Below are 23,492 nucleotides of genomic sequence, written 5' to 3'. Positions count from 1 at the left end.
TTTCGAGTGTCAGCCAAAGAAGGGGAACGAATTCCGTTCCCCTTCTTTGGTCAAATTTGTTCGAGATACTTCAGCAAGTCGGCCATTTCTTGCGGACTCGGTTGAAACTGGGGCATTGGTGGGGTTTGCCCGCTGGTGACTTGCCGGATCAGATCCAATTCGGATTTGCGATCGGAAACTCCGTGCAAGTTGGGCCCGACTTGACTGTCTGAAACGGAGATGTGACAACCCGCACAGTTCATTTGAAAGATGGCGGAACCCTGAAACGGGTTGCCCGTGAGGGATAGGACGCTTTTGACGTAAGGATCGGCGACTTGAAATTGACGTATTGTGATAATTGCCAACATGATGGCAAGCAACACCGCTAGCGCAAATATGGCAAGTCGCTCGATCGGGTTTTTAATTTCATTCCTGGCAAGTTGGTTATTCAAAGGAGTTCAATTAAAAATAGTATCTACAAGAAAATTTATTTCTCATAACATAGCTTAATCGTTCGCAGCGGGGAGAGCAAGGTCTGAGACTCCCGGAAGGGCGCTTTTTGGAAAATTCATCTGTGTAAGTGCTGGTAATATTAAAAATAGGTTGTTAAATCTTAACGTTAAGGAGCTCTCATGGTAGAACCGCTGCTTTCAGGTATTGTTCTGGGTCTAATCTTTGTTACTCTGGCGGGGCTGTTTTTTGCTGCTTATCAGCAGTACAAGCGCGGCGATCAGTTGGGTATCAATAAGTAAAAGGGGTCTACAGTCCCTAACTCAGGCTGTCAGGGAATGGGGAATTGGGCATGGGGCATCCGGCATTAAATCTGCCTACTGACTTCTTCCCTCTTCCCTATTCCTTGTTCCATCCGTTACACCCGTTACACAATCCGTTGCCGAACTTCCTTGTTCCATCCGTTACATCCGTTACACAATCCGTTGCCGAACTTCCTTCGTTAAAGATATCGATCGAGAATAGCAGCAGTTTCCAGCCCTGTTTTTTCCCAGCTAAATTGTTTTGCTCTGGCTAAACCGAGCTCCCGCAAGTGCGATCGAACTTTGGCATCGACTGCAAGCTCTTGCATAGCAGAGGCAATTTCCTCAACGCTGTAGGGATTGACTAACCATGCGCCGTCCTCCGCCACTTCTGGCATTGAAGACAGGTTAGAGGTGATGACAGGAGTGCCACAGGCCATTGCTTCGAGCACGGGGAGGCCGAATCCTTCCCAAAGACTGGGGAAAACCAGGGCGATCGCTTGGTTGATGACTTTGGGTAAGTCTGCCGCGGGGAGGTAATCTAGGAATTTTACTCGATCGACCAATCCCAATTCTTGAACCTGCGCCTTCAGTAGCGGGGTATAGCGTTTGTCTTCCGAACCTGCTATCCACAATTCGTACTCGGAATTATGATGCAAAGCAGCAAAGGCTGCTACAACTCGCTGCACGTTTTTATAAGGATTGTGGCGGCCGATATAAAGAAAATAATTGCTTGTTGGTAAGTCTAAAAAACGGAAAAAACTGGCATCGTATCCGGGGAAAATTGGCGTAATTAAATTAGTAGGAATATTGCAAAAATTATTGATATCTTTAGCAGTTGCTTCCGAGTCGCAAATGACGTGTTCAGCCTGCCGCAGCACTTGGGGAATGTAATAGCGGTGGTAAGGTGTCAGAGGATCGAAGCGGCGGGGAAATCGCAGCGCTATCAAGTCATGTACTGTAATTATATAGCGGCAACCGGCAAATAAAGGAGCTTCGGGAATTGGGGAAAATAACAGGTTAGATTTTAGCTGTTTGTAAATTTTGGGGAGTTGGGTTTGTGTCCACACCAATCGGTTGATGTGTCCTTTTGTGCCTTGTTCGGGCGTTAGGTTGCCGGGGATTTGGTAGCAGTTGCTATTGGGGAATTTTTCGGCTGTTAGTAATGTTGGGTTGAGGTATTTTAGGTGGGGAAATAGGTTTTTGGCGTAGATGGCTAAGCCGGTTGGTTTGGAAATTAGGAAGGAGAGGTTGATGAGCAGGTTGGATTGGGGATTGGGCATGGGATAATATGTAGATTGCGGTTTTTTGGTGGGATTTTTTTTATTTAACCTGAGATATTACACCATTATCAATTAGCTTTTTAGGAACAGGCAAGATGCCTGTTCCACAAGAAAATTTATCTTTTGTGGAACAGGCATCTTGCCTGTTGCTGACAATGGTGCAAGATGTGAGTTTAACCGCAGAGGGCGCAGAGGACGCAGAGAGGAGAAAGGAAGAGAGGGAAGGTTTAAAGGTATTGTTGTAAGATGTGGGCGGTTGCTTTTCCGGTTTTGTGCCAGCTAAATTGAGATGATCTGGCTAAACTAGCAGTTTTTAAGTTCGATCGCACTTTTGAATCTGTGGCTAGTGTTTGCATGGCTTCGGCTATTTCTCCGACGCTGTAAGGATTGACTAATAATGCGGCATCTCCGGCTACTTCTGGCATAGATGACAGGTTGGATGTGATGACGGGTGTGCCGCAAGCCATTGCTTCTAAAATTGGTAAGCCGAATCCTTCCCAAAGTGTAGGGAAAACTAGGGCGATCGCCTGATTCATCAGTACGGGCAATTGAGAATAGGAAACGTAACCGAGAAATTTTACCAAAGATTGTAAACCTAATTCTTCAACTTGTGCTGTCAACTGCGGCGTGTAGGCATTGGGAGGCCCTGCTAGCCACAATTCGCAATTTGTGCGATCGGGCAAACTCGCAAATGCAGCAATTAATCTTTCCAAGTTTTTGTAAGGATCGTGTCTGCCGGTATAAAGAAAATAATTTTTGGCTGGCAAGTCGAGATATCTAAAATTAATATTATCGCAAGCTAGGGGAATTGCGGTCATCTTTTTAGGCGGAATTTGGAAAAAGTTAGCAACATCTGCCGCCGTTGCTTGAGAATCGCAAATAATGTGTTCTGCTTGCCTCAAAACCTGCGGTATGTAGTAGCGGAAATAAGCTGTTAATCGAGAAAACCGTTGGGGAAACCGCAAAGGAATTAAATCGTGAACTGTGACGATGTAGCGGCAGCCGGAATACAAAGGTGCTTCGGGAATGGGGGAAAATATCAGGCTTGACAGCAATTTTTTGTATATTTTAGGTAACTCAAATTGAGTCCACAGCAGCCTGTCAATTTGTCCTTTTGGGCCGCGATCAGGTGTCAGAGTTTCGGGAATTTGGTGGCAAGTATAATCGTTAATTTGCTGGGAAACGAGTAATGTGGGTTCTAGTTGTTGCAGTTGCGGGAAAAGATTAGCGGCGTAAGTTCCAATTCCCGTTGGTTCAGGACTTAAGAAGGATAAATTGATTAACAGTGAATTAGACATGATTTTAGGGAAAGATATCCGGCGACTGGAAGTCGCGACTACACATACAAAGTCCGCCTACGCGGACTAAAGAAAACGCTAATAAAATCGACTTTGATATTAGTCCTCTTTAGAGGACTTTAGCTTTGAGCCAGGGGTTTTAACCCCTGGTGGACTATTTAATTAGCCTTTAAGTTCGATCGAGCATTTGAGCTATATCGGCAGGATTTGGCAGCCGAATTGTAGCATACTCTTCGTGAAGAATATCAAAAAAACTATTGACTTTTTTCTCAAAATGTGCAAGTCTAAAGTTCTGACTGCGTTGCTGTGCACCAGCTTGAAGTTCTGCTAGCAAATCGGGATTAACAATTAGTTGATGTGAATGCTGGCACAGTTCCTCAACGGTATTGAACAAAAAGCCCGATCGCCCATGTTCGACAATTTCCGGTTGGCCGCCACCGTTGAAAACAATCGGAGCACAATAGTTGTGCATTGCTTCCACAGTCGCCATCCCGAAATGCTCAAATCTTTGAGGATTGACTTCACCCAAACCGCAGCCGTGCCAAAATATACTTGCTCTAGCATAAAGTGATTTTACCTCATCAAAGTCAGCATTGACTTTTAGCTCGATCGCCCTTGAATCTTGCTTCAATAAATTCTGAACAGTCTTTAAATAAGGATTTTTCGGAATGCTGCTGCCAACTAAGATTAGTCGCCATCCTTGAAAATCTTCGGGATAATCGGCTAGCAAACTGCGGAAAGCTTTAATTAGTTCAATTTGCTTTTTTGTTCCCCCAGCTTCAAACTGTCCCACAGCCAAAATTATTTTTTCTTTCGGCACTTTAACTGTTGCCATTTCCACGGGCGGATAAAGCAGAAAAGTTGGCTGTAGGTTCCAGCGTTTTTCCAACCACTTGACGGTAAATTGACTGTTGACAATAATGAAAGTGTAATCATCGACAGCAAAGTGACGGTTGCGGAAGGTATTGGGAAAGTGGCAGAAAAATACTGAGATCGGCGACAGTGGTTTTACTTTTTCCAGTTGGTTCGCATTGATAAAAATATCGTAGTTTTTGCTTTCTCTGGCAATTTCATCAAAGGGATTTTCCATATCTTCCACGATGATGCTGGAATCGATGCACTGCATTCCGCGTTTATCGTAAAACGCCAAGGGCATAATTTTAATTTTGCATCCTGAAAGGTTGAGTCCGTACCACGATTCTAAGTCGGAAACAGCAACTGGTTTGTTGGCGATAAAAGTAATGTCAAATTCATTTTGCAGCAGCGAGGCGAGGGTAGCGACGTATTTTTGACCGCCGCCGATAAAATGCAGTCCGTGATCGTAAATGGCGATCGACATTTTGCGATCGCCCCGAACCACCTGCAATCGAGATAAAATGCGATCGATCTTCAGGCGACTGTAAATCACCGCCAACTTTTCCGACAACTGTGGTAATACAGTTTCGATGATTTCTGGTTTCTGATAATCAAGCAGTTTTTTAATCGCGACAAATAAACTCTCGAACAGCAAATCGTACTGCTTGTTAGTAAAAAAATCAGAAGTATGAATTCCTTTGACTAATTGCAACGGTTCATGTTTTGCCAAATACAAAAACCGATTGCGGTTGCAGAAATACTCGGTAAGTTTGCTGCCTTTACTCGAACCCCGATATTCGTGATGGGCGATGGCGGCGGGAGTATAAAGCATTTTCCAACCGCGTTTGTGGCAGCGTTTTGCAAACTCTACATCCTCAAAATACATCACAAAATCTTCATCTATAGGCCCCACATCTTCCAGACATTTCCTGCGGAAAAGCACCGCCGCCCAACAAAGCCCTTCGACTTCCCGTTCTGTATCGTACTGTCCCGAATCTTTTTCGCCAAAGCCGACATCTTGCCAATAAAAGTTAGGTAATTGCTGAATACCAGCGCTGTTAATTCGCCCGTCTTTAAACAACAATTTGCCGCTAGTCGCACCTACTTCTTTATTAGTTTCTAGCCGTTTTACAAGAATCTCTAACCAGCGACTGTCAAGGGTAGCATCGTTATTTAGAAACCCGATATATTGCCCTTTTGCTTCGCTGATGCCGAGGTTGAGGGCTTTCGCAAAGTTGTTGGCAGTATTGACAAAAATCCGAACTTTGGGAAATAGTTCGCCCAGGAAATTAACGGAATCGTCTTGAGAACAATTATCAATTACAATTAAATCGAGTTGCGATTCGGGATACGCAAGTTTTTGTAGAGATTTTAAGCAATCTTTCGTGTGGCGCAGACCGTTATAGTTGACTATAATTAACGAGCATATGGGCAGTGCAGTCATTCGATTTTAGATTTTAGATTTTAGATTTTAGATTGAGGAATTGAAGGATTGAAGGATTGAAGAACTTTCGATTTGGGATTGAATCATTGAAAATTTGAAGGATTTAGGATTTTAGATTGAGGAATTGAATAATTTTCGATTTTTGATTGAAGCATTGAAGCATTGAAGCATTGCTCTCGCGAATAAATCTGGGGCCTTGTGACCAAATTATTTTGGGTCATCTTTGATGCTTTATTTTTGTCGATCGAGCAATTGAGCGGTAATCTTCTCTAAAATAGCAGTATGTTGCTGCTGCACTGCTTTAATTTGCTCTATTTCAGACTGAAAAGTTGCGATCGCTCTTTGTTGAGTCTCAAGCTGTGCTGTAACTTCGGGATATTCGCTGCTGAATTCCGATTCAATTTTTTCAAAGATAGTTTGTTGATTTTCTTGCAATTTTTGCAATTGTGTGCTTAATGTATGCACGACCCGCGTATTAGCAAAATTGTAAATTACTTGTCGTTCGAGTACCGGTCTGAGCAATTTTCGGACTATTTTCCTAACGACGATGACTGCGGAACCGAGTCGCCTTTGGTAAGAGGTAATGGGGATATTATAAATGTCGAAACCTGCTTTTAAAAGGGCGATATCTTCGTCATCTTCATTTTGGGCGATCGCACTATTTTCTGTTCCCAACAGCGACAGCTCAGCAATACCAATTCGCGGCTCCAAAGTTTGCCGCAATTTATGTATTATCTGTTGAGTTGGTATTTCTTCGTACTCCAAACTTTCCTCTCCTTTAGATAACTTACTATGACTTATTATGGAACAGGAATCTTTGCTGTTTCCATCATTGTAACTAATTGTGGAACAGGCCGGAAAGCCTGTTCAAGGGCGGGCAGGATGCCCAACCCCTACTCCCCACAAAAAAATTCCTCTCTTGTTAAATCAGGATTATTGCTTCCGATATTGGCAATATCTCAATTTAAGCTATAGCAATCCTAAATCATTTGTGAATTTCTTACTCCCTCCCCGAACCCGCGGGGAGGGTTGGGGTGGGGTAAAAAGTTTACGACTCCTGCAAGGATTGCTATAACTCAATTTGACTGTCATCACCAATCATAAACCGCAGAGCTTTTGGACGAGCCGGTGCATTGGTGAGTTGAGCTCGCTGCCCGATCACGCTGTCAACAATTCGCTGGTGAATGCCAACTATTTTCGCCCCTTGCAATATTACACTGTGTTCGATATCAGCATCAATCATCGTCACGCGATCGGCAATACTGCTGTAAGGCCCGATAAAGCAATTTTCAATGCGGCAATTTTCCCCAATTACCACTGGCCCGCGAACTGTAGAATTAATGATTTCCGTTCCTTCTCCTATTTGCACTCGCCCGATAATTTGACTTTTCGCATCTACTTTTAATTCAGTTGAAGCTACGATACAGCTATCTAAAATGATTTGGTTTGCACTCAGCAAATCGTCTTTTTTCCCCGTATCCAGCCACCAACCCTCTAAATTGCAGGCTTCTACGTGTTTTTCCTGATTGATGAGCTGTTGAATGGCATCGGTAATTTCGAGTTCACCCCGGGGCGAAGGTTGAATTTGATCGATCGCCTCGTGGATAGTAGGAGCAAAAAAGTAAATCCCCACCAGTGCTAAATTGGACGGCGGAACCTTGGGCTTTTCTACTAACTGCAAAACTCGGCCTTTCTCATCAACTTTTGCCACACCGAAAGCAGAGGGATTGGAAACGGGACGCAGCATAATCAGAGCGTCTAGTTTCTGCGTGTTAAAAATCTCTAAAAACGGATCTAACTGATTCTGAATTAAGTTATCTCCCAAATACATAATAAATGGAGAATCGCCCAAAAACGGTCTGGCAACTTTTACCGCGTGAGCGAGCCCTGCCGGCTCTGCTTGCAAGATATAAGTAATTTTCGCACCGAAGCGAGATCCATCTCCTGTTTTCGTCTTCACCTCTTCCCCGGTTTCGGGACTAATAATAATCCCAATATCCGTAATCCCAGCCGCCACAATTCCTTCAATTCCGTACCACAGGATCGGCTTATTTGCTACAGGAACCAACTGCTTAGCACCCGTATAGGTGAGGGGACGCAAGCGTGTTCCTTTGCCGCCAGAGAGGATGAGTGCTTTCATCAGAAAAATGGGTAGAAACCCCGTCCTTTTAGGACGGCTTTACAATTGAATGGGGGGGGAGGATTAGTCCCCCGTTAAGCTTGCTACCGCCTTGGAACTACTAAATGCCGTGTACTTTTGTGCTGTACTTTCGTCGGGACAATTGCCGGCTGACACTGTTTGTCCTGTACGCATAGCAAGTGGCGGTAAGCCCGTGTGTATATCTCCCTTCGCTACTGACTATTCGAGAGGTTACAGACTAGGGAAGCATCCAGTAACGTCGTTCGGTGTACCACCACCAGATAGTTCAGTTTGGGTTCTTGACCCGCAAGCTAGACACTGTTTTAGTCTCAGATTTAAAAGGTGGTGAGCCTTTCTCTTCTTTGCCCCATGCCTTTAGGCTGGGGTTGGTGACTGGGTGAACTCTGAGTTATCCTTTAGGGTTTGCAGTGCTTGCTTGATTTGCCTGCACTTGTTCGCTCTCGTTGATTTTAAACCACCGCTACCCCGCTGGCAATAGTTGCCGTGTCTTCTGATACAAATGATTTATTTTGCTCAAACTTTTATAGTCCAGGACGCATAGAGTGTCAAAAACCGGGTTTCTTGCGGCAGGAAGCAGCTAAAAGTTGAGGTTTTTTGTCAACAAACCCGGTTTCTCAAGGTCGCGAGTGCGCCAGTTCAGATTTAATTGCGTACCCTTTTAATAGCGACCGTATCGGGCCATCAATTGACTACCACTATTGTTTTGATTTGTCAACCAAGCCCACATCTGATCGCCCAGACAAAAATGCCACCATTCGTTAGGATGCTGCTGAAAACCCGCAGCTATCATCGCATCTTTTAATATTTTCCTGCGACGGTGATATTCCTGTTTTTTCGGCTCCTTACTATTACAGAAATAATCTGGATAAGAACGTTCTGATATTTCATCAATCGGAGAACCCATATCAATTTGCCGATTGTTTTCATCCACTAAAGTTATATCTAAAGCTGCACCTGTACTGTGAGGGGGCGGCGTTGCGCGATCGAGGCTGGGTAGTGCCCAAAATTGATATACGTGTTCTATAATCACTTGGCGTTTGTCTTCGGAAACCGGAAATTCACAGCCTTGAGCTAGGGCAATTTGATTAAAAGTATAATCTACCATAAATTGCTGGACTTCCACCGGTCGATAAGCATCAAATATCAGAATTTTCCAATTTTGATAATTTTGCTGTAGCTGGGTTTGAGCGGCGATTAAACTATCTACAACTCCTTGCCGCAAATAGTAAGGCGAATCTGCTTTGCTATTGTGATAGGGAGCACCCAACTTTTGATAAGGGTGCGGCATTTCAAAGACAAAATGTTCTGTTGGAATAGGGACTAAAGGTTCGCCACATTCGTCGATCGCTATTTGCTGGTATGGTTTCATATCAAGGTGTTACCCTACTTTATGATTACTGATGAACTACAATACTCAGTATATGCTTTTCACTTGAGTCAGCCGCGCGGCAAATAGCAAAGCAGCTAGAATATCCTCATGTTCTAAATCGTCATAGTCATCTACAATTTCTTTAGCATTCATACGAGAACTGAGTAATTCAAGAATTAACTCTACTGGATATCGGAGACCGCGAATACAGGGTTTTCCGTGACAGATATTTGGATCGAGTGTGATGCGCTGCAAAAGTTCGTTTTCCATATTTTAGGAGCACATATTAAATATATCCTAACCTAAAGAGCGTAGCTTTGGATCGGTTTGTAGTAAGGACTTTAGTGCTTTCAATCTTCACCTAAAGTCCTAAAGTCCTTACAGCCAAAAAATCCTAACTTTGGCGGTAAGCAACTACCGCATAAAATGGATCGCCGCTTGGTATTCGCAGCATTTGCATAAAACTCGGCAAGTTAGGCTTGCGAACAATTACTTCCGGCTTACTAAATCCAGGTATATTTGCTCCTTTGACAGAATCAAAGTAACCCTTGACTAATTCTACCCGATCGCCCTCGGAACCTTCCCGCCAAGCCGCGATCGCCTTTTGATAAAACATCCGGTTAGAAAAGCTAAAAATTGCTACTCCACCAGGCTTCAATATCCGGTGAATTTCGGCAAAAACCGCATCTGGCTGCTGCAAATACTGTACCGAAACGCAGTTGACAACCGCGTCAAACTCTGCATCCGGCAGTGGCAATTTGGGATTTGCGTTCAAATTCTGCACGAAATAATGATTCAGTCTGCGATTTTTTGCCAACTCTTCTTCATTCATGCCGTGCCCTTCAACATGGGCAAATTGCATCTCGTCGGGCAAGTGAGAAACCCAACTGCTCATCATATCAAAAATCCGAGTATTCGGTTTCAGCCGTTCCCGATACAAATCGGTTAGTTGCTGAATGAATCCATCGTCTACGTGCGTTACAAACCGAGGATAGGAGTAGAACAAATTGTCGTCGGTGTCATCTAACTTGGTGCGCTGATTTCCTTGGAGTGGCATAACGTGCGATGTGCGATCGTAACTTTACTCTTCTTATTTTACTAATAATTAAGAAATGTAAACAGATTCCGCAGGATGGACTTCCGGCACTCGCCTACTCCAATTTTAAATCATCCCCTTCAGAGTCTACTCAGTATTTCTCTTATGCAGGACTCTGCTTCAGCCAGCTTGTCACCACAGATTCCGGCTCGTCTATCCGTTGATGCAGGACTAACAATAGCTGACCAAGCTGCTTCAAAATAAGGCATGAGCTTGCTCTTTATAGACGGATCGATCGACTGATCTTTTTTTAAATCATCACGCAGGCTAGACACTGCCCATTTGGCATCACTCATCATTGTTGTTTCGTAGGCTTCCAACACCTCGGATCTGGCTTCGCTTAATTGCTGAAGGATTTGATGCAATTTTTTTCTTTGCTCTTCGCACATCACATTCATCACTCCTTGAGAGACTAACTTATAGGAATAGAACAAATTATCGTCGGTATCCTCTAACTTGGTGTGCTGATTTCCTGGGAGTAGGATAACGTGCGATCGTAACTTTACTCTTCTTATTTTAGAAACACTTAAGAATTGTAAATAGGTTTGGCGAACATTTAGTCACCCGGACGATCATGCTGACCAAGAATTTCTTGATGGTACAAGCCCCCGGATTTATCCGTGGAATCAATCCAAAATCTAAAATCTAAAATCCTCAAGCCCCCGAATTTATCCGTGGGGTCAATCCAAAATCTAAAATCTAAAATCTAAAATCGAATGACTGCGCCTTAGCTGCGGCGATCTGATGTTTTCGGTTAAGGGCGATCGATCGCCCTTGCAATATCATCCGTGTATCCGTGCTATCGGTGTCGTGCTGTTGTTCTATTTTCTCTCTTTTGCGCTGGCGGCCGATCGAACTTTTTTCAACAACTACATCATGCTCGATCGCACATTCCAATCATTGCACTGACCAGTCTTCAAACCTCAATCCAGGGATTCTTTCAAAATCTCGACGATTCCGGGTAAGTAGAATACCGCTTTTTGCAAGTGCGATCGCGGCAATCCGTAAATCTTGCGTGCCAACGCGGATGTTTTGCCGCAAAAATTCCCTATAATAATTTTCAGCATCTCGATCGAAGTCAAGCAATTCAAATTCGGTCAGATAGTTGATGGTTTTTCGCAGACTTGCATAAGCTGATATTATTTCCTCCCCTGATGTCGCTCGTCTGATACGGTTAAGTCATCCATACATTTGCTCTTCAAATGTAACGATCGTAATGGCAATATCTTTTGGATTAACTGCCCTGACACGCTGCACTATTTGTGGATTCCCCTGCCCAAAAAGTGTGGCATGGTCTGTATCAAATATCCACAAAGTCACTTAGCTGTTTCCTACACCTCAATTTTATTGGTGGCTTCTGCCTCATCGAGTCGATCGTAATATTCTGCCATTTGTGCATTCCTGTCGCGGCGCAGTTCTGCAATATCTTCTAACATCTCATCAAAGTGCGGATCGTTTTTAAATGCTCCTGCCCACTTCATCAGAGGATTTTCCGCTTGGGGAATGTCTACTGTCAGAGAGACTATTTCGACTTTTTTTAGACGCTCGGTCAACAATCGGTGCAAAATTTTTAAAGCTTCTTCTTTAGTAGATCCTGAGCTTCTGCACTCTGGCAATTCCCAAACTATTGCGCTGTAGAGGTCTTCATCGTGCTTTTCAATTAGAACTTGATAAGTTAATTGGGTTAAAGGATTCGGAGTAGGGGTTAATACTGTGGCATTCATCTGTTTTTTCTGGTTGGTTATATTTGGCATTTTAACCCATTGTTTTTCAAACATCCAATTAATTCTTTTCGCAAGGCTTTCAATAGATGTCAGCGGTTCAGAAGGCCACCGCACTTAAAGCCTGCGGGATTTTAGCCTTTACCAATCATTCAAGGCTGCGATCGCAACTGCACTCTTACTCTGATTACATCTCAACCGTGAAAAATATAATTGCCAAGAAAACCCTTCTATGGTATACTAGAAGATTGTGAATATTAATCAAAAGTAAAGTAACAAGCCGGGAGAAATCAAAATGACACAGCAAACCCTGCACGGAACCAGCCGCAAAAGAAAAAGAACATCCGGTTTTCGCGCCAGAATGCGTACCGCAACCGGTCGATTGGTAATCAAAGCTCGCCGCAGCAAAGGTCGCCACCGCCTCGCAGTCTAGCACTGCATCAAGGTTGAGAGGCCTCAACGATCGCCCTACGCCATGTTGCCCGATACAAACCGACTTAAGCACCGAAAAGACTTCAGCGCCGTATACCGCAAGGGAATGCGCCGTAACTCGGCCCATTTCAGCTTAAAAGCTCTGCGTAAACCAAAAAGCGCCGACTTTGCGAAACCGACAGCCGAAAAATCCTTGCAGCCAACTCGCACAGGCATTTCCATCAGCCTGAAAGTCAGCAAACGCGCTGTAGTCCGCAACCGGATTAAGCGTCAGATTCGGGCAGCTTTGCGACAGCTATTGCCCCGATTAAAATTCGGGTGGGATTTAGTAATTGTCGTGCGTCCGATCGCACAAGAGTGCAATTATGCAGAAATTCTGCAAGAATTAGAGCAGTTGTTGGTAGAAGCCGAGGTACTAGATGGGAATTCGAGAGGAAGTATATTATGAAGGCGGCCCCGCGCCCGGAGACTTGATCCTCAATTTACTCCTGGGGCTGACTGTGGTGGGAATCCCCCTAGCAGTAGGAGCAATTGTCCGGGCTCTGTGGCTGCGGTATCGGATCACGAGCCGCCGAGTGTCCGTAACTAGCGGTTGGATGGGGGGCGAACAGACAGACGTTATCTACTCAGATATAGTCAAAATCGTCACAGTACCTCGCGGTTTCGGGACTTACGGAGACATGGTGCTCACCATGAAAAATGGCAGCCGCTTGGAACTCAGAGCTATGCCGAAATTTCGAGCAATGTATGACTACATTAACGAAAAACTGCCCGCAGCCGCTCAAAAAGCAAACGCGGCCCAAGCTAAATAACCGAACCGCTTTCACCCTGATTAGAGGCCCAATTCAGTGCGAGTATTGGCAAACTCATTAAAACAAACCCGCAGACCGGGCGGTCGATCGACGGGCAATGTCCTAAGATAGAGACAAAACCCTAAAAATTGAGGCGGCTCGCCTTCAGCGGGTAAAAATAGTTCTCAACAGCAAACATAGAGCACCTAAATTAACTCAAAGCGAATGGATTTCGGTATCTCGTTTCTCTCCAACAACCTCATGCTTCCGATCCTAGATTTTTTCTACGGGATCGTGCCAAGCTACGGTTTAGCGATCGTAGCTCTGACGCTCGTGATTCGCTTTGCTCTTTATCCTCTCAACGCAGGCTCTCTTCGCAATATGCGGCGCATGAAAGTAGCGCAGCCATTGATGAAAGAGCGAGTAGATCAAATTCAAAAACTCTATAAAGACAATCCTGCCAAACAGCAGGAGGAAATGAGCAAAGTATACAAAGAATTTGGTAATCCTCTAGCAGGATGCTTCCCCTTAGTGCTGCAAATGCCAGTGCTGTTTGCACTGTTTGCAACGCTCAGGGGTTCGCCGTTTTCTGACATAAATTACAGCGTTAACGTTCAAGTTTTGCCCAAAGAACAAATCGAAACTGTTCAACCGCAAGCTTTTGCTACACCGCCCCAAAATATTTACGTCACAGGTACTTTTCATGCTCCAGTTGTGGGGGTAATTCCAGGGGGCGACAAAATCGCAGTCGGCGACACAACAAAGATAAATTTTCAAACCCCAGAGGGCAAACCTCTAAAAGTTTTAGCTGCAGAAAATAAGAGCGAAATCGACTTTGAACCCGGCTGGAAAGTCATCAAAGGCGAAGAAGTGGTCAAGGTAGATGAACAGGGCAACATCACAGCCTTAGCGCCCGGTGAAGCCACAGTTCAAGGCACAATCCCCGGATTGGCTAGTAACAAAGGATTCCTGTTTATTGAAGCTCTAGGCCGCGTTGGCGCGATCGACTCAGACGGTACACTCCACTGGGATATTTTGGTGATGATCCTGGGCTTCGGCATCAGTTTGTACATCAACCAAACCCTTTCAGGACAAGCACAAGGGCCAAACGACAACCCCCAACAGGCTACAGTTAACAAACTGACGCCAGTCATATTTTCAGGGATGTTTTTGTTCTTCCCGCTGCCCGCCGGCGTGTTGATGTATATGCTGATTGCTAACATCTTCCAAACAGTTCAATCGTTTATTTTGTCGCGAGAACCGCTGCCCGAAAACCTCCAAAAAATAGTGGACGAAGCAGAGGCGAAAACCCAAAAAGAACAAGGATTAGATGCACTTCCCTTTGAGCCCAAGCGTTCTAAGAAAAAGGCTTGATTTTAACAACAATGAAAGACTCTCAAATGCAGCGCGGACAGGCATGGTTAGAAGAATTGCTACAACTGTCCGCAATTCCTTCAAAAGTGGTATGCGAACAACAAAAAGATTGCTATTGGATGACAATAGATGAAAGCAATCTGACTCCAGAACAAGTTGCAATCTTAGTCGGGCCAAACGGTAATGTAATAGATGCCATTCAGTACCTCTGTAACACGGTTCAGAATATAGGTCAGGAAGTAGAGGAGTCAATTCCTTATACAGTTGAACTAAATGGCTATCGCATCCGCCGCCAAGAGGAATTGCGATCGATGGCAGAGTACGCAGCAGATCAAGCCCGCTCGACGGGAGTTGAAGTGGAAATAAAATCGCTGTCTTCGGCAGAACGCCGTCAAGTCCACAGCTTTTTGAGCGAATGTGAGGATATAGAAACTTACAGTCAAGGACAAGAACCCGATCGGCGTTTGGTAGTGCGGCTGCGCTGACGCTAAATCAGGAAGAAGGAAGAAGGAAGAAGGAAGAAGTTAAAAATTAACTATTCCTTTTGACCTTTGAATTCAAGAAGTAGGAAGGCAAAAGATTATGGAGACAATTTATATCCCTCATCTCCTCACAAAAAGTGAGCGGAAAGAGGTCATTGATTTTGAAGAATTTATCCCCGATTTAGAAACTCTTACTCCGGTGCGAGGACGACTGCAAGTGACTCACCAAGGGAATTATCTTGAGGTGAAGGCGAAAGCAGAAACAATAGTTACTCTCACCTGCCACAGATGCTTGAAACAATACAATCATCGTTTGGCACTCAACTCATCGGAACTAATCTGGCTTGAAGAAACAGCAAATCAAACAGATTCCAGTCCTGCCGAAATAGAAGTAGCTTTAGAAGATTTGGTGGAAAATTTGTCCCCAGGTGGCTATTTCTCTCCGGGCGATTGGGTGTACGAGCAAATGTGTTTGGAACTGCCGCACAAACAGATATGCGATATTGAATGTCCGGGAATTTCTTTAACTGATGATGCCAATACAGAAAGCACCGAAACAGTCTCAGACAGTCGCTGGGCGTCTCTGGAAGCACTTAAACGGCAATTGCCTTAGTCAGTTGGCAGTGGGCAGTTGGCAGTGGGCAGTTGGCATTAGCTAATAAGAAATAAGAAATAAGAAATAAGAAATAACCACTGACAACTAACAACTAACCACTGACAACTGACTAATGACTATTTTTAGCGACGAGTTTGAACTACTCCTGCGATCGCGCTACCCCCTAATTTACATTCCCACACGGGAAGAAGAGCGCGTAGAAGCGGCGATCGCCCAAAGTGCCAAAAAACAAGGTTCTCGCGCCGTCTACATCTGGGATTTTGTGGACGGCTACCAAGGCAATCCCAACGATACAGGTTTTGGCAAGCGCAACCCGCTGCAAGCTTTGGAATTTCTAGAAAAATTACCCGCCACCGCGCCGGCAATTTTTATTCTGCGCGACTTTCAGCGGTTTTTGGAAGATGTCTCGATTTCCCGCAAGCTGCGGAATTTGGCGAGACTCCTCAAATCAGTACCCAAAAATATTGTCATCATATCTCCTATAGTTTCGATCCCCGAAGACCTCAGCGAAGTGATGACTGTTTTGGAGTTTCCCCTGCCTGCGGCGGCGGAAATCAAAATTGAGGTAGAAAGGCTATTAGGGGCTACCGGACAAGCCATTGAAGGGCGTTTGCTGGACGAAATAGTACGCTGCTGTCAAGGGCTGTCGATCGAACGAATCCGTCGAGTTTTGGCCAAGGCGATCGCCACCAGAGGCGAACTCCACCCCGACGACGCGGAACTGATTTTAGAAGAAAAGCGCCAAACAATTCGTCAAACTCAAATTCTGGATTTTTACCCAGCCCGCGAAAATATCTCCGATATCGGCGGTTTGGACAATCTCAAAGAATGGCTGCTGCGGCGCGGTGGTGCTTTTTCCGATCGAGCCCGCCAATACGGTTTGCCGCATCCCAGAGGTTTGTTGTTAGTCGGAATTCAAGGAACCGGAAAATCCTTAACAGCAAAGGCGATCGCCCACCACTGGCATTTGCCTTTGCTGCGGTTGGATGTCGGGCGCTTGTTTGCCGGATTAGTCGGAGAATCGGAATCCCGCACCAGGCAAATGATTCAGCTAGCGGAAGCTTTGGCCCCCTGCGTGCTGTGGATTGACGAGATTGACAAAGCTTTTGCGGGATTGGACGGTAAAGGGGATTCCGGGACAACCAGCCGGGTGTTCGGGACATTTATTACTTGGTTGGCAGAAAAAACTTCGCCGGTGTTTGTAGTCGCAACAGCCAACAACATCCAGTCTTTGCCGCCAGAAATGCTGAGAAAAGGCAGGTTTGACGAAATATTTTTTGTGGGTTTGCCCAGCCAGGAGGAACGGCGGGCGATTTTTGAGGTACATTTGTTGCGGTTGCGATCGCACAGCATCAAAAATTACGATGTAGAGCGCTTGGCTTACGAAACTCCCGATTTTTCAGGGGCCGAAATCGAGCAAACTTTGATTGAAGCAATGCACATTGGGTTTAGCCAAAATCGAGACTTTACCACTGATGATATTTTAGAATCAGCTAGTCAGATGGTGCCCTTAGCCAGAACGGCTCAAGAACAAATCCAGTTTCTCCAAGATTGGGCTGCTGCTGGGAAAGCTCGCCTTGCTTCTAGATACGGCAGTCTGAGCCGCCGGATTCAGGGTTAACCTTTTGAAGTCAGTAGTCAGTTGTCAGTAGCCAGTTGTCAAATTTTACTCAACATTCAGCATTCAACACTCAACAGTCAACCTTCTTCCCTCTCCCCTCTGCCTTCTGCCTTCTGCCTTCTGCCTTCTGCCTCCTGCCTTCTGCCTGACATCCGTTACATCCGTTACATCCGTTGCCGAACTTCCTTCATTTGCGGTTTTATGAACACTGTATATAGCGTTTTCAAATTTTTAGTGGGTTTTCTGCTCGCGATCGTCCTGATGGCAGGTGCTAGCGTGGCTGCTGCACTTTACTTTGCCGCTAAGCTAACTACTATCCCCGAAAAACCTGTTTTTTCCAACGACAAAACACCAGCTCAGGTTGCGGGCGCGGCGCCGAAGTCAACAGCCCAGGCTAGCCCTGTTTCTACATCTAGCGATGCCCCGTCTCCCAAACCGCTGGAACCGGGAGCTTACCGCGCGATGGTGACTCAGCCGATCGGCTTAATTCTCCGCGATACTGGTAGCCGAGACTCGAACCGCATTGGCGGTGTTGCTTACAAGGAAAGAGTCGTAGTTTTGGAAGAGTCGCCCGACAAAGAGTGGCAGCGAATTCGCATTGAGGATGGCAATCGCGAAGGTTGGGTCAAAGGTGGCAATACTGAAAGAATTGAGGGCGAATAGGAATTAGATAACAAATATACTCATCTCATTGTGAGGGCAGCGAACCAATCGCAGTGTGAAAATTGTTCACCAACGCCGGGTTTTTTCCTGTGTATTGTTGCCAATAGCGAGATACACATTTATCACAAAAAGTCAAGTTAAATTTATTTTCGATATTTGAGATTGCAGTTTGATGCGCTGAGACTGCGGGTGCGATCGCCCCTGCAACATCCTGAATTTGACATAAAAGCCCAGCAGACAAAAGGTTTCAATAGCTAAAAGTCAACAGAAAAACTCAATAATACATAAACCTAACTTATGTAATTCAGGAGAGTATGTTAAGAAAATTAGCAAAATTTTAAGGTTAGTTGCAAAACCCAGGCTGTTGTCACCGCTGAACAGGTAAGAGTGGTAGCTTGGATTACAAGATGTAAGTTTTCAGCTATTCAGCTACCAACAATAAAAAATATGTACGACAAACGTCCCGATCGAGATTTGGCGACTGCTGCTGTTACTGCGGCTTTGGGAGCTGGGGTCGTTACCTCTTTTGCCGTGAGCAGAGGGCAAAACCCGCTGGTAGCCATCGCAATTACTGTTTTTGCAGCGGGAGTAGCTGTAATTTGCGATCGGTTCGGCTTAATTTAAGCGAGCGTCGATTTTTTAATACACAGTCAACTTACGAGATGTTACACCATTCTCAATAAGCTTTTTATGAACAGGCAAGAAGCCTATTCCACAAGAAAATTCACTCTTTGTGGAACAGGCATCTTGCCTGTTCTTAAGAATGATGCAAGATGTGAGCTTATCAAAAAATCCCCGCCCTATTTGCAACTAGCAAAAGTGGGGATTTTTAGTGGCTAGTTTTTGGGTTAATCAGCGGTACTTTCCTAGACGCACTCGCCACATCAAGAAGCCGCGTTTCTTAACAAAAAACCTGCGGTTTCAAACTCTTTACCCGACAACAAATTAAGGTGATGACAGCCTGCGCGCAACTCTTGTGGTAATTTCTGCAGCAGCCAGATAAAATATTAGCCACCACTACCCCAGAACTTATTGTCTTTCGGGCTTAAAGGCTAAGACTATGCCTGCAAACTTTTTTGTTGAGTCTCGCGTCTCTAGAAGCAGCGATGCTATCTTGGTTGTTACCTGTAATTATTTTTGACTGTAAATTTTTTATAAAAACGGGTGCTTCGCGCTTTCCCAGTAGAACTTAGCGTTGATAGAATCCAAGCCAAGCGTGCTAAAAATAATTTTTGGCAGTTTGCTCACACAATCCACCCACAATTTCACACTAAAAAATTATGGAATCTCTTGCTTACCTCGAACTTGCTCTTGTTTGCGAAGCACCCCCAGAGTCGAAAATTTTTGATCGGCCCAATTGGCAAAATCTATCGAGTCAGAGTTACGTCCGTTTGCTGTCTCTGGCTTTGATGCTGTCGGTTTTGAGTGCAGCAGGTGCGGCTTTTGCTCAAATAGATCCGGGATATCCCAATGTGCGAGCGATTCAAGACAGGTTGCGGGAACTCGGTTATTTTCCCAGATCATCGACAGGTCAACTCGGCCCGGTAACAAAACAGGCGCTGACTAACTTTCAGCGAGACTATCAACTGTCGCTGACTGGTAGGCCCGATCGAGCTACTGTGATCGCACTCAACAGTTTTGCCAGGGATGACGATCGACCTTTTAATACTATTTATACAAATTATCGGGAGCTGCGTTTTGGAGACGCGGGTGCAGGTGTTTCGGCACTCCAGCGCAGGTTGAAGCAGCTAGGCTACTTCAGCGCCCATCCCACAGGGAGTTTTCGCGAAGTTACTCAAAATGCGGTTAGATACTTCCAGCGAATTAATCGACTGCGGGTGACTGGAATTGCCGATAGGCAAACTTTAGCTTTGCTGTTTGGTTCCACCCGGCCGATTCCCCCCGTTACTCTTCCGGGGGATATTTCGGGAAATGGCGGTTGCAAGGGGCTGCGGTTCGGGGACAGAGGGGCGACGGTAGACTTGATCCAGCGGCAATTAAAAGCTTTGGGCTATTTTGAAGGCGGCGTTGACGGCAAGTTTCGGGAACGCACTCTCTACGCTGTGACTCGTTTTCAGCAAGATTACAATCTCGTTTCTGACGGCTGCGCTGACACTGCTACTTTGACTGCTATAGATGCCCAGATGAGGCAAGCTCAAATTACCTCATGGACTGAGGAAGATGATCAACAGAGTAATGCCGGAGATTTTCTGGAGTTGGGCGACAGAGGCCGAGAAGTAGAATTTGTCCAGCGGCGGCTGCAAGAATTGGGTTATTACAGGAGCCAGATTCACGGTTGGTTCGATCGACCAACTCAAGCAGCTTTGATCCGCTTTCAGAGAGATAGCGGGATGTTCGGGACTGGAAGAGTCGATCGCAGCACTCGATCGGCTTTGCGGCAAGGCAACAGGCAGGCCTCCGCGCCTGTGCCGCAAATTGCCGCTGGTTTGCGACGGGGCGATACTGGGCCTGCTGTCCGACAACTTCAGTCTGCGCTCAGAAGTCTGGGCAAAAACCCCGGCCCGGTGAACGGAGTATTTGGAGCCGAAACCGAGTTTGCCGTGCTGTCGTTTCAGCAGGAACGCAATTTGTCACCGGCGACGGGTATTGCCACTCCGGCGACTTGGGCTGCGATCCAAAATGGATTAGCTGGGCGGGTAGCTGTTCCTGCTGTTCCAATTAGCAGCAGTTTCAACTCTCGTCGATCGAGCATTCAGCAATTACAAAGGCGGCTGCAAGACCTCGGCTTTTACACAGGCTCGATCAGCGGAGTTTTTGATACTTCGACGAGAGATGCCCTTGATCGAGCTCAGCGCAGTTACGGGGTCAGCAGCGACGATTTGTTGAGCCAAACTTTTTAGCCCCAGCCTTGCGACTACATCAAAGAAATCGGGTTTCTGCTTTCCGACTCATTCCTGAAATGATGTATTTTTCCTAAGAAACCCGGTTTCCGCGTAACTGCGATCGCACTTGGGCTACCGATTTTTGTTAAAAATTGTAACAAGTCGTACTTGAAATGCGAAAATAGTGTAATCTCACTCGATTGAATCCGGGGCGCTGCTGCCGTTTTGGGCGATCGACCTCGGACAAGACCAATTGCTGGAAACCAAAGACGGCCATCCCATCCGCAAAGCTTCGTGGCACACCGTATGAATGGTTAGCTGGCAGTCTAGCAGGTGCAACCCGGACTTTTCAGCTTGCTTCATGCCAATTTTCAAAATCGAATCGTTGTTAAATTCGATCGTTCTGTTGCACTGAACGCAGACTAGGTGGTGGTGGTGATGCGGGTAAGGCTGGTTTATTTCATAGTGTTTGTGACCTTCTGCTAGTTCGAGTTCGCGGAGGAGGCTCATCCTTGCCATTAACTTTAAAGTTCGGTAAATGGTGGACAAGCTAATGTTTTCGCCGCGATTTTTTAACAAAGTGTACAAATCCTCGGCACTCAGGTGATTGCCTTTGGGGAGGTTCTGAAACACGTGCAAGATGGTTTCCCGTTGGGGAGTCATCCGCCAGCCTTTGTCATTGAGTTCGGATTTGAATGAGGACGCGGTATAAAGTGCCATAGTGACCCTCTCAAGAAAGTCTGCCTATTGACAATAATACACAACGATCGAGATATTTTGCAAATATCGCAGCTTATTGAAAAAAGATTGAGGAAAAAATTTGGTTTTTGATATTGTTTGACTTTTAACCAGCTTTATGACTGAAATCATCCAGGATACAAGCCCCCGAATTTATCCGTGGGGTGAATGCTTCAATTCTAAAATCTAAAATCTAAAATCTAAAATCTAAAATCGATTGACTTGCTGCAGAGGACAGAGAAGTTGTTGAGAAGTAAATATTTTTACTTCTGCCGAATGCCTCATGCCTTCTGCACAAGTGCCGAATGCCTTGCTCCCTGATTAATCGCGCTGACTGACCGCCCAAATTTAAGTTAGAGACTCCAGATAGTCGCGGACGCGGTTGCGACGCTTAGGTTGGCGGAGTTTTTGCAAAGCTTTGGCTTCAATTTGGCGGACGCGCTCGCGGGACAAGTCGAGGGCACGACCGATTTCTGCCAGCGAATAGGGGTGTCCGTCACCCAAACCAAAGCGCATCAGAATTACATCTCGCTCGCGGCTGGTCAAATCTGCCAGCAGTTGCTGCAAGTCGCGGTGCAAAGCTTCTCGCATCAGCATTTCTTCTGGGGAGATGCTGTCGGTTTCGAGCAAGTCGCCCAACTCTGTATCTTTTTCGTTGCCCACTTTAGTTTCCAAAGAAACAGAACGGGGAACGCGCAGCAAAACTTCTCGGACTTGCGATGCCGTCATGTCCAACTCGACAGCGATGTCTTCGATCGTAGCTGTCCGACCTTTTTCTTGAGAAATTTTGCGCTGGGCTTTTTTGATTTTGTTAAGTTTTTCGGTGATGTGGACGGGGAGGCGAATGGTGCGGCTTTGAGTGGCTATAGCCCGCGTAATTCCCTGCCGAATCCACCAGTAGGCATAGGTGCTAAACCGATAGCCCCGCGTCGGGTCAAACTTTTCTACAGCTCGCTCCAGTCCGAGAGTACCTTCTTGTATTAAGTCGAGCAATTCTAAACCGCGATTTTGATATTTTTTCGCCACCGAAACCACCAGGCGCAGGTTCGCCTTAATCATGTGGTCTTTAGCTTCGACGCCTTCAGCTTGAACTCTTTCGATCGTCTCAACCGTCATCTCGGCTAACTCGGCCCACTGGCGCTTGCCTTCGGCCATAATTCGCTTGAGTTCTGGCACGTCACCGACGCCGGCAGTTAATGCCCAGCGTTCCAAGGAAGGTTTGTGTCCCAACTGTGCGGACAAGCGATCGCGCACTTCAATTAAATGCACGAAACGCGCAATTAGCCCTTCTTCCTGGGAGGCGACGGTGTTGCGTAATTCCAGCAATTTGATATAGCGCTGAACTTTTTGAGCTTCCGAGACTTCTTCGTCTCTACCCAAGAGACGAACCCGACCTATTTCTTGGAGGTACAGGCGCACTAAATCTGTAGTGCGACGGTTGGCATTTTTTTGCAATTTGGCTGCTGGGTCTGCATCTTCTGTCTCTGCTGGGTCTTGGTCGAGCAGTTCGTCTCCAGCTTCTTCAACATCTTCATCCAACACATCACCTGGCAAGGGATTGACTCGCAGTTGTTCGTCGAATTCAGCTTCAGCGTAAAAAGAGGTGGCTGGCATAGTGATTTTCTCAGTGGCTCCGGTGAAAAGATGCTACGCTTGGCGGTTATTTATAATTAAGATGCCCACTTGGTTAAGACGAAGCATCACCGCTTTGTGTTTCTTTAGTAACTTTCCTGACTTTTCTGCTGTTGGAGAGATCGAACTTTTGCTGCCCCACTTGTTTTACCAAGATTCTGGAAAACGCTAAGAACTTTCTGATGTAACAGGTTGAAGGCCCGAAAAGTGTGCTTTACTTCTTTGTTTATGTAGCTAGTATAGATAGTGACTCGCTATAAACAAGTGACGTTAGTCAGAAGTTAAGTTAATCTTCATCACCGATAAGCTGGTTCCCGATCACTTCGGAAAATTCGCCATTTT

27 protein-coding genes are annotated in these 23,492 nt (G+C 45.6%); 12 read left to right on the top strand and 15 right to left on the bottom strand.

The window, feature by feature from the left end; all coding sequences use genetic code 11:
• Positions 1-50: 50 nt before the first annotated feature.
• A complete protein-coding gene (locus QT987_RS14115; RefSeq protein ID WP_333205447.1) occupies positions 51-431 on the bottom strand; it encodes a cytochrome c in 381 nt (126 codons plus the stop codon).
• A gap of 180 nt (positions 432-611) precedes the next feature.
• Between QT987_RS14115 and petG the strand changes: the two genes are divergently transcribed.
• Positions 612-731: a cytochrome b6-f complex subunit V gene (petG, locus tag QT987_RS14110; protein WP_006632329.1), complete on the top strand. Its 120-nt coding sequence runs from the start codon at positions 612-614 to the stop codon at positions 729-731.
• 200 nt (positions 732-931) lie between these two features.
• On the opposite strand, the gene QT987_RS14105 is transcribed toward petG, so the two are convergent.
• Complete coding sequence (locus tag QT987_RS14105) at positions 932-2,014, bottom strand: glycosyltransferase family 1 protein (RefSeq protein WP_333240939.1); 1,083 nt, start codon at positions 2,012-2,014, stop codon at positions 932-934.
• Positions 2,015-2,109: 95 nt separating this feature from the next.
• On the opposite strand from QT987_RS14105, the gene QT987_RS14100 reads away from it, so the two are divergent.
• A complete protein-coding gene (locus QT987_RS14100) occupies positions 2,110-2,259 on the top strand; it encodes a hypothetical protein (protein ID WP_333240937.1) in 150 nt (49 codons plus the stop codon).
• Here the strand turns inward: QT987_RS14100 and QT987_RS14095 are convergent.
• From QT987_RS14095 to QT987_RS14045, 11 genes are all read right to left on the bottom strand, one after another.
• Complete coding sequence (locus tag QT987_RS14095; protein ID WP_333240934.1) at positions 2,242-3,312, bottom strand: glycosyltransferase family 1 protein; 1,071 nt, start codon at positions 3,310-3,312, stop codon at positions 2,242-2,244. The two genes, QT987_RS14100 and QT987_RS14095, sit on opposite strands and share 18 nt — an antisense overlap.
• A gap of 169 nt (positions 3,313-3,481) precedes the next feature.
• Positions 3,482-5,611, bottom strand: a complete 2,130-nt coding sequence (locus tag QT987_RS14090; RefSeq protein ID WP_333240931.1) for a glycosyltransferase — start codon at positions 5,609-5,611, stop codon at positions 3,482-3,484.
• Between the two features lie 231 nt (positions 5,612-5,842).
• Complete coding sequence (locus QT987_RS14085; protein WP_333240928.1) at positions 5,843-6,376, bottom strand: hypothetical protein; 534 nt, start codon at positions 6,374-6,376, stop codon at positions 5,843-5,845.
• Between the two features lie 304 nt (positions 6,377-6,680).
• Entirely contained in the window at positions 6,681-7,751 is a 1,071-nt protein-coding gene (locus tag QT987_RS14080; RefSeq protein WP_333240924.1) for a glucose-1-phosphate thymidylyltransferase, read from the bottom strand.
• 679 nt (positions 7,752-8,430) lie between these two features.
• The gene (locus QT987_RS14075; protein ID WP_333240920.1) at positions 8,431-9,141 is read right to left on the bottom strand and encodes a M15 family metallopeptidase; all 711 of its coding nucleotides are present in this window, start codon (positions 9,139-9,141) and stop codon (positions 8,431-8,433) included.
• Positions 9,142-9,186: 45 nt separating this feature from the next.
• Positions 9,187-9,411, bottom strand: a complete 225-nt coding sequence (locus QT987_RS14070) for a DUF433 domain-containing protein (protein WP_333057949.1) — start codon at positions 9,409-9,411, stop codon at positions 9,187-9,189.
• A gap of 124 nt (positions 9,412-9,535) precedes the next feature.
• Positions 9,536-10,198: a class I SAM-dependent methyltransferase gene (locus QT987_RS14065; RefSeq protein ID WP_333240915.1), complete on the bottom strand. Its 663-nt coding sequence runs from the start codon at positions 10,196-10,198 to the stop codon at positions 9,536-9,538.
• 119 nt (positions 10,199-10,317) lie between these two features.
• Complete coding sequence (locus tag QT987_RS14060) at positions 10,318-10,626, bottom strand: hypothetical protein (RefSeq protein ID WP_333057951.1); 309 nt, start codon at positions 10,624-10,626, stop codon at positions 10,318-10,320.
• A gap of 310 nt (positions 10,627-10,936) precedes the next feature.
• Positions 10,937-11,134: a hypothetical protein gene (locus tag QT987_RS14055; RefSeq protein ID WP_333057953.1), complete on the bottom strand. Its 198-nt coding sequence runs from the start codon at positions 11,132-11,134 to the stop codon at positions 10,937-10,939.
• 26 nt (positions 11,135-11,160) lie between these two features.
• The gene (locus tag QT987_RS14050; RefSeq protein WP_445305011.1) at positions 11,161-11,304 is read right to left on the bottom strand and encodes a hypothetical protein; all 144 of its coding nucleotides are present in this window, start codon (positions 11,302-11,304) and stop codon (positions 11,161-11,163) included.
• Positions 11,305-11,568: 264 nt separating this feature from the next.
• Positions 11,569-11,961: a type II toxin-antitoxin system HicB family antitoxin gene (locus tag QT987_RS14045; RefSeq protein ID WP_333240905.1), complete on the bottom strand. Its 393-nt coding sequence runs from the start codon at positions 11,959-11,961 to the stop codon at positions 11,569-11,571.
• A 292-nt stretch (positions 11,962-12,253) separates the two neighbouring features.
• Here QT987_RS14045 and rpmH point away from each other — a divergent pair, with 292 nt between their 5' ends.
• The 10 genes from rpmH to QT987_RS13995 all read left to right on the top strand — a co-directional run bounded on the left by rpmH (position 12,254) and on the right by QT987_RS13995 (position 20,798).
• Entirely contained in the window at positions 12,254-12,391 is a 138-nt protein-coding gene (gene rpmH, locus QT987_RS14040) for a 50S ribosomal protein L34 (RefSeq protein ID WP_006632320.1), read from the top strand.
• 42 nt (positions 12,392-12,433) lie between these two features.
• The gene (gene rnpA / locus QT987_RS14035) at positions 12,434-12,838 is read left to right on the top strand and encodes a ribonuclease P protein component (RefSeq protein WP_333057956.1); all 405 of its coding nucleotides are present in this window, start codon (positions 12,434-12,436) and stop codon (positions 12,836-12,838) included.
• The gene (locus tag QT987_RS14030) at positions 12,810-13,202 is read left to right on the top strand and encodes a PH domain-containing protein (RefSeq protein ID WP_333057957.1); all 393 of its coding nucleotides are present in this window, start codon (positions 12,810-12,812) and stop codon (positions 13,200-13,202) included. Before rnpA ends, QT987_RS14030 begins: the two co-directional genes overlap by 29 nt.
• A 204-nt stretch (positions 13,203-13,406) precedes the next feature.
• Positions 13,407-14,555, top strand: coding sequence for a membrane protein insertase YidC (yidC, locus tag QT987_RS14025; RefSeq protein ID WP_333240900.1), 1,149 nt, complete (start codon positions 13,407-13,409; stop codon positions 14,553-14,555).
• 11 nt (positions 14,556-14,566) lie between these two features.
• On the top strand, positions 14,567-15,040 hold the full coding sequence (locus QT987_RS14020) for a R3H domain-containing nucleic acid-binding protein (protein ID WP_333039170.1): 474 nt from the start codon (positions 14,567-14,569) through the stop codon (positions 15,038-15,040).
• 97 nt (positions 15,041-15,137) lie between these two features.
• Positions 15,138-15,650 carry a YceD family protein gene (locus QT987_RS14015; protein ID WP_333240898.1) on the top strand — a complete coding sequence of 171 codons (513 nt, stop codon included), beginning with the start codon at positions 15,138-15,140 and terminating at the stop codon, positions 15,648-15,650.
• Positions 15,651-15,765: 115 nt separating this feature from the next.
• Positions 15,766-17,274, top strand: a complete 1,509-nt coding sequence (locus tag QT987_RS14010; RefSeq protein ID WP_333240896.1) for an AAA family ATPase — start codon at positions 15,766-15,768, stop codon at positions 17,272-17,274.
• A gap of 201 nt (positions 17,275-17,475) precedes the next feature.
• On the top strand, positions 17,476-17,937 hold the full coding sequence (locus tag QT987_RS14005; protein WP_333057961.1) for an SH3 domain-containing protein: 462 nt from the start codon (positions 17,476-17,478) through the stop codon (positions 17,935-17,937).
• A gap of 447 nt (positions 17,938-18,384) precedes the next feature.
• The gene (locus tag QT987_RS14000; RefSeq protein WP_006632312.1) at positions 18,385-18,561 is read left to right on the top strand and encodes a hypothetical protein; all 177 of its coding nucleotides are present in this window, start codon (positions 18,385-18,387) and stop codon (positions 18,559-18,561) included.
• Between the two features lie 656 nt (positions 18,562-19,217).
• Complete coding sequence (locus tag QT987_RS13995; RefSeq protein ID WP_333240892.1) at positions 19,218-20,798, top strand: peptidoglycan-binding protein; 1,581 nt, start codon at positions 19,218-19,220, stop codon at positions 20,796-20,798.
• Positions 20,799-20,972: 174 nt separating this feature from the next.
• Here the strand turns inward: QT987_RS13995 and QT987_RS13990 are convergent, their stop codons facing one another.
• Both QT987_RS13990 and sigC read right to left on the bottom strand, forming a co-directional pair.
• Positions 20,973-21,500 carry a transcriptional repressor gene (locus QT987_RS13990; RefSeq protein WP_006632310.1) on the bottom strand — a complete coding sequence of 176 codons (528 nt, stop codon included), beginning with the start codon at positions 21,498-21,500 and terminating at the stop codon, positions 20,973-20,975.
• A 366-nt stretch (positions 21,501-21,866) separates the two neighbouring features.
• Positions 21,867-23,132, bottom strand: coding sequence for an RNA polymerase sigma factor SigC (gene sigC / locus QT987_RS13985; protein WP_333240889.1), 1,266 nt, complete (start codon positions 23,130-23,132; stop codon positions 21,867-21,869).
• Positions 23,133-23,492: the final 360 nt, after the last annotated feature.

It is taken from the genome of Microcoleus sp. SVA1B4, assembly GCF_036700545.1.
In the GTDB taxonomy this organism is placed as follows: domain Bacteria; phylum Cyanobacteriota; class Cyanobacteriia; order Cyanobacteriales; family Microcoleaceae; genus Microcoleus.
Note: the sequence above shows the minus strand (reverse complement) of the source record. Positions and strands in the feature narration are given on the sequence as shown.

What these genes read in the sequence shown, in the direction of transcription:
- QT987_RS14105 (WP_333240939.1), bottom strand. Translation starts at nt 2,014, where the DNA reads ATGCCCAATCCCCAATCCAACCTGCTCATCAACCTCTCCTTCCTAATT.
- yidC (WP_333240900.1), top strand. Translation starts at nt 13,407, where the DNA reads ATGGATTTCGGTATCTCGTTTCTCTCCAACAACCTCATGCTTCCGATC.
- QT987_RS14095 (WP_333240934.1), bottom strand. Translation starts at nt 3,312, where the DNA reads ATGTCTAATTCACTGTTAATCAATTTATCCTTCTTAAGTCCTGAACCA.
- QT987_RS14090 (WP_333240931.1), bottom strand. Translation starts at nt 5,611, where the DNA reads ATGACTGCACTGCCCATATGCTCGTTAATTATAGTCAACTATAACGGT.
- QT987_RS14005 (WP_333057961.1), top strand. Translation starts at nt 17,476, where the DNA reads ATGAACACTGTATATAGCGTTTTCAAATTTTTAGTGGGTTTTCTGCTC.
- QT987_RS14010 (WP_333240896.1), top strand. Translation starts at nt 15,766, where the DNA reads ATGACTATTTTTAGCGACGAGTTTGAACTACTCCTGCGATCGCGCTAC.
- QT987_RS14045 (WP_333240905.1), bottom strand. Translation starts at nt 11,961, where the DNA reads ATGAATGCCACAGTATTAACCCCTACTCCGAATCCTTTAACCCAATTA.
- QT987_RS14015 (WP_333240898.1), top strand. Translation starts at nt 15,138, where the DNA reads ATGGAGACAATTTATATCCCTCATCTCCTCACAAAAAGTGAGCGGAAA.
- QT987_RS14030 (WP_333057957.1), top strand. Translation starts at nt 12,810, where the DNA reads ATGGGAATTCGAGAGGAAGTATATTATGAAGGCGGCCCCGCGCCCGGA.
- QT987_RS13995 (WP_333240892.1), top strand. Translation starts at nt 19,218, where the DNA reads ATGGAATCTCTTGCTTACCTCGAACTTGCTCTTGTTTGCGAAGCACCC.
- QT987_RS14050 (WP_445305011.1), bottom strand. Translation starts at nt 11,304, where the DNA reads ATGCTGAAAATTATTATAGGGAATTTTTGCGGCAAAACATCCGCGTTG.
- QT987_RS14075 (WP_333240920.1), bottom strand. Translation starts at nt 9,141, where the DNA reads ATGAAACCATACCAGCAAATAGCGATCGACGAATGTGGCGAACCTTTA.
- petG (WP_006632329.1), top strand. Translation starts at nt 612, where the DNA reads ATGGTAGAACCGCTGCTTTCAGGTATTGTTCTGGGTCTAATCTTTGTT.
- QT987_RS14060 (WP_333057951.1), bottom strand. Translation starts at nt 10,626, where the DNA reads ATGTGCGAAGAGCAAAGAAAAAAATTGCATCAAATCCTTCAGCAATTA.
- QT987_RS14020 (WP_333039170.1), top strand. Translation starts at nt 14,567, where the DNA reads ATGAAAGACTCTCAAATGCAGCGCGGACAGGCATGGTTAGAAGAATTG.
- QT987_RS14100 (WP_333240937.1), top strand. Translation starts at nt 2,110, where the DNA reads ATGCCTGTTCCACAAGAAAATTTATCTTTTGTGGAACAGGCATCTTGC.
- QT987_RS14070 (WP_333057949.1), bottom strand. Translation starts at nt 9,411, where the DNA reads ATGGAAAACGAACTTTTGCAGCGCATCACACTCGATCCAAATATCTGT.
- rnpA (WP_333057956.1), top strand. Translation starts at nt 12,434, where the DNA reads ATGTTGCCCGATACAAACCGACTTAAGCACCGAAAAGACTTCAGCGCC.
- sigC (WP_333240889.1), bottom strand. Translation starts at nt 23,132, where the DNA reads ATGCCAGCCACCTCTTTTTACGCTGAAGCTGAATTCGACGAACAACTG.
- rpmH (WP_006632320.1), top strand. Translation starts at nt 12,254, where the DNA reads ATGACACAGCAAACCCTGCACGGAACCAGCCGCAAAAGAAAAAGAACA.
- QT987_RS14065 (WP_333240915.1), bottom strand. Translation starts at nt 10,198, where the DNA reads ATGCCACTCCAAGGAAATCAGCGCACCAAGTTAGATGACACCGACGAC.
- QT987_RS14080 (WP_333240924.1), bottom strand. Translation starts at nt 7,751, where the DNA reads ATGAAAGCACTCATCCTCTCTGGCGGCAAAGGAACACGCTTGCGTCCC.
- QT987_RS14000 (WP_006632312.1), top strand. Translation starts at nt 18,385, where the DNA reads ATGTACGACAAACGTCCCGATCGAGATTTGGCGACTGCTGCTGTTACT.
- QT987_RS13990 (WP_006632310.1), bottom strand. Translation starts at nt 21,500, where the DNA reads ATGGCACTTTATACCGCGTCCTCATTCAAATCCGAACTCAATGACAAA.